The sequence below is a fragment of the Microcystis sp. M090S1 genome (assembly GCF_020246295.1).
Taxonomy (GTDB): domain Bacteria; phylum Cyanobacteriota; class Cyanobacteriia; order Cyanobacteriales; family Microcystaceae; genus Microcystis; species Microcystis aeruginosa.
On sequence record NZ_JADBTF010000445.1, the window covers coordinates 1 to 4810 of the forward strand.

The 4810-nt window shown below is 42.9% G+C and carries 3 protein-coding genes and 1 pseudogene; 1 reads left to right on the plus strand and 3 read right to left on the minus strand.

Annotation, left to right across the window (positions count from 1 at the left end; genetic code table 11):
• Positions 1-97: pseudogene (locus IM477_RS19480) on the plus strand (DUF3782 domain-containing protein); the annotation flags it as partial.
• 391 nt (positions 98-488) lie between these two features.
• Here the strand turns inward: IM477_RS19480 and IM477_RS19485 are convergent.
• The 3 genes from IM477_RS19485 to IM477_RS19495 all read right to left on the minus strand — a co-directional run bounded on the left by IM477_RS19485 (position 489) and on the right by IM477_RS19495 (position 4408).
• Entirely contained in the window at positions 489-3392 is a 2904-nt protein-coding gene (locus IM477_RS19485) for a CHAT domain-containing protein (RefSeq protein WP_287733141.1), read from the minus strand.
• A 229-nt stretch (positions 3393-3621) separates the two neighbouring features.
• Positions 3622-3951 carry a hypothetical protein gene (locus IM477_RS19490; protein WP_287733139.1) on the minus strand — a complete coding sequence of 110 codons (330 nt, stop codon included), beginning with the start codon at positions 3949-3951 and terminating at the stop codon, positions 3622-3624.
• 226 nt (positions 3952-4177) lie between these two features.
• On the minus strand, positions 4178-4408 hold the full coding sequence (locus tag IM477_RS19495; protein ID WP_287733140.1) for a hypothetical protein: 231 nt from the start codon (positions 4406-4408) through the stop codon (positions 4178-4180).
• Positions 4409-4810 lie beyond the last annotated feature (402 nt).

A 4810-nucleotide genomic window follows, 5' to 3' on the forward strand; every position in this document is an offset into this window, starting at 1 on the left:
CTATGCCTATCGGCGCGGTTTGTTTGTGATTAAGCAGTCGGGGGAAACGGTTAAAATTATCAATGATGCTCAGTTTCAACCTTTGGGTTTTGCTTAAGGTGTTTAATTTCTTTTTTAAGAAGGCGTAATTTTGCGATCGCCCTTTTAATTAATAATGAATAGTTGATAATTATCCATTGTCAGGAGTCATTTTGGAAACCATCATGGAAATAAAAAACATTAAACAAAAAGCCAGAAATTTAATCGATAAATTGCCGGATAATTCTACATGGGATGATTTGCAGTGAAGATTACCAAAAAGCGCAAGAAAGAACCACAAAGGCACAAAGAACACAAAGATTTTCTCACCCATAACTTTCTAGTAGGAACCATACTACAAAAACATCGGGCGAGTGGCTGACCCCTCGGTGACAGGTATCGAAAACCCAGAACCCGCATGGCTTCGTGGAAAATTACTCGTTAATAATTGTTCACAAAATCTTGTAACCCTATATGCTACAGTCCTTTAAGTCTTGACGCGAGAGAAGAGATCCAATACCCAGATTCCTCCCAGGATAAGCCAGCCTCCCATAAAAACCCCAGTAAACCTGACTCCAAATGTCCCAACTACGCAAATCTCCTCGGCAGTACATTAGTAAGGGGAAGTGATTATAATGGGTTTCTGGAGTACGATATGCTACTTCCATATTGTCCAAATTAAACCATCGTTCTCCTTGTTTCCAACCTACGAGATCGCCAAAACGATCCCATATTTCATCGTTATATTCTCCTGTCCCACCAACAAGGTCACGGTAAATTTTCGCCTGTCCCTTGATACCAAATTTCTCTTCGCTGTAGTCCATCCAGAGACGGTCAATCTCATCGATTATGTCTAAGGATACCATTGTATAAAGCTCATAAAAGTCAGTATAATTTTTTATGACCATCCACTGGTACATAATGAAAGCGGTTTCGTAGTCGGCTTTTTTCCAATCCTGTTGCTCTAGGTACTCCTCTAAATTTTGATAGATTTGTTCTTGGTTTTCTATGAGATGTTCCCTCTGTTTTCTCAGTTCTTTTTCGTAGGCACTATCAGCTGATTGGTTATATGGTACCGAGATCATCTTATCGAATTGTTCCCTGAACCTTTCGGGGTTTTCTGTCTCTGCAAAAGCCAGACGGAAAATCTCTGCCCATCTTTCCTCATTGTTGTTCTCTTCATTCCCCCAAAGTTCGGTTAAAGCCTTGGCTGCTGTTCCCGCTAAATCAGAAAGCTTACTTGCATCTTTGGGAAGCTCGATATGGGGGTTAATGTGTTTGATGTGGGAGGCGCGGTAGAGGGTTTCTCTGTCGTCATTGTGGATTACCTCGATCAAGCTTTTATCCTTTCCCTGTTGTAATTTTTTCTGATAGTTGGGAACAGATTGACAAACCGCTTCTAAAGCAGCAAAAGGGACAGGGAGGTTATAAATAAGACAATTACTGACCACTTTTTCAAGAGCTTCATCCGTCAATAGTTGCGGTTCTTCTTCTAACCGCCAGACTATCTTATCGCGCCAAGTAACATCAGATCCATTCTCAAATGACTGCAATTTAGCATCTATGTCCCGTGAACTTAAAACCTCATTGTTGAGCCATTCCAACAGACGGGGGTTGCCATCAGCAAGATTTAAAGCTCTTTCTATATACTTACCCGAACTAAAATGCTCTAACCGCCGCAGTTTCTTTTCTAAATCGGACTCTTTGTATTTGAGAGAAGGCAAAGAGTTCAGATGATAAAATTCCGCTAATAGACGGGAATTGAAGGTATAGCGCGAGGTAATAATCAGGCGATGATAGTACTTGGTTTCCTGTATCGCCTCAACGAGAGCTTGTAATAGGGGGGCTACCCCTGCTTTAAGGATATAGTCATCGCTGGATGAAGGGCATTCCAAGTTCCACTCGAAATCATCAAGAATAAGCAAAAGAGGCTGGTTTAACTGACCAAAAACATCCCTTAAGCGATAGTCTAGCTCCTCGTTAGAATCTCGAAGGATTTGACGTTGTGGACGATCTAATTTTTTAGCTAGGGTATCAACTAAGCTAGTTTGATTAATTTGTTGCCACCAGACAAGCTTAGTATAGTCTGGAAGGCGATCGCACAGACGAGCGGCGAGGGTACTTTTCCCGTTACCACCAAAACCTTGCAAGAAAACCCCAGCTTTATGAATTGCTTTAGAATTATCAAAGGGTTTTTTCAGCACTTGCAAGCAATCCTGAAGATCACGGCGGCGACCGATAAAAGTTTCCCGTGTGGCTACCCGCAAATATTTCGTTTCTGGGTCCACAAATTGGTCAACAAAGGATACGGGAGGTAAAGGTTTTTTCTGTCCTCTCCTTACCAAAGCTTCTGGGATACTTCCCCGGACATAAAGGCGTAAACAATGCCAATCCCTCGCCTGATTTCCTAATAATTTCTGATAGGCAAAAGCTAACGACTCGCTTAAAGTAAAGCCTTGGGAAAGCTTTTCATAGAGGATGGCCGCCGTGTCAGCAGCTTCGTTATCCCTGACGGGTTGACCCCACCCCAAAACAGCTTTAGCCCCATTTTCTAATAACTTCTCGGCCATCGAAAGGATCTCATCACCATCGGAGTAGCCTGTCCGACACCCTGATAAAAACAAAAGCTTGGGTAAATTAAACTGTAATTCTCTGGCAATATCTTCGGCGCTGGTATCTTGCCTATCTCCGTATTCCGTCTCGGTAATAAAATAGGGTTTCCGATCCTTGATGGTAGCGTGTCCGCTCAAGTGGATAACATCGAAGTATCCCCTATCTTTACTGGCTATCAGTTCGCCTAATTCTTTAATACATCCGCTCTCTTCAACGGTTAAAGATAGGGGTTTTCCTCTAGTTGCTTTCAGTATCTTCCCTTCTTCTGCCTCAAAGTCTAGTATAGGCGTTACACCCTTAGCAGAACTTGCCATGAAAACTACATTTAAGGCTCGATCCTGCGGGTTGTTGTCCACAGTTAACAGGCTTTCATTATCGGTTTTCATCCACCGCAGGGGAACAATAGCGGGAAGCTTAGACACCAGAAAACCCTGACCATCGTGTAATAATTCCCAGGGTAGATGGACTAATCTTTTGCTGGTGCTGATAGCCAGAACTATTATTTCCTCTCCCCGGGGGCTATCTAATTCGTTCTGTAGAATGCGCTCCGTACCATCTAACCATTGGTACAAACGTTGTCCTGTTGTGGCGTGATCTTCCGGTAAACGGGTATAGTAATCGGTGTCGGCCCTATCACTCAGGTTATTGATTTCACTCAACGATCTTGTGTAGGTACGAGTCTGGTTGGGGTTATCCCAGAAAAATCGGAACTCAACGCTATTGCTACCCCTCTCCTGAAGATCAATATGCAGTATCTTCATGTGAAGATCAATATGCAGTATATTCATGATTTTTCCAGCAATTCTCAGTTTTAGACACAGCAAGCCTTTTAGGGATTTAAAGAACATTTTAAAGGGGGATTTTTGGGGCAACTTTGGGTGTACTATCACGTCAAAAGCCCGAAGACTCGTGAAATGAAATTCGCCATCCCATTGAATTTTACCCCGTATTATGCGAACTAACTCCCAAAAGCCTTGCTACAGGGCAAATTTAGAATTGCTGTGATTTTTCTTGTTCCAAGAGTTTTTGTAGTTGCTCTAGGGTAGCATCTTTGAGCATCAGGCGATCGCCGTTTTTGCTGACAATTAACACCCGTTCGATTTTCGGGGTTTCAGGAGAGTCAATTTTTCGCTTTAATTGGTAAAATTTCTCAGCGATGGCGATTGTTCCGCTAATAATGCCGATGATGGTGGCGATGGTGGCAAGGGTTCCCTCTTTCTCCTCTTCGGAGATAACTTCGTAGCTGCCTTGCACCCCTTCCATCTCTAGGATATCCTGAGCAACTTTGATAGCATCGCAGCGCCCAATTTCTATCTGCATCAGTTTTGTTCCTCCTGTCAGTACCCAAGCAAAATGATCCTAAATCCGTTTATTAAAAACTGATTATCTATTCCCCCTTTTGCCTGTCCTGATATGTAGCCTATACTCAACGAATTTAGTATGACCAGCTTAGTTGGGGAAAAAATCTCAATTACCATCAATGGTTGACCTAAGAAAATATTTCAGTCTCTCCGTCGGGAAATAACCTATTAGAGACTGAAAAATCTTAGTCATTCCATTCCCCTTTGGGTGGGACGGGAGGATTGCGTCGAAGATGGCGGGTTAAGTCCTCATCCGGTTCCCTTTCCCCTCTTAGCCACTGTTTAATCGCCGTTTCGATAATGCGACTAGGATCGTTAGTCAGGTGTTTAATCTGTTCTAAAACTTCCGAGTCAAGGTGAATAGCGATTTCAACTTTCTCCGCCGTGCGCTGAGTCGGTGTAGCATTGTCGTTCATAAGCTCTATTAATTATTGCTATCTATCATTCTACCCGTCAGTCGAGGATTCTTATCCAAGAGTTTACCTATAGTAATCCGATTCGGACAAATCATACATCTTTCCCTTAGCCATTGCCCTTTCCCTGATTTTGTCACCATAATCAAGCCTACCATAGTTTCCTGTGGATGCCGAGAGGGGAAGCCAAGGCCGAAACCCTGACTATACTTGCAGTTTAGCTTTTTTTATCTTTACCGAAAAATTGGGTTTAAAGCCTCGCCCTTTTAGGACGGCTTTGTGTTAAACTGATTGGTAAGCGGAAAATCAGATGTGTAGTCGTGACACGCGAACTGACCGTTGGACAAAAGCTAGTGTCACCAACCCATTTCGGGTTGCCCCTATACCTCACTGCTCTAATCAAAA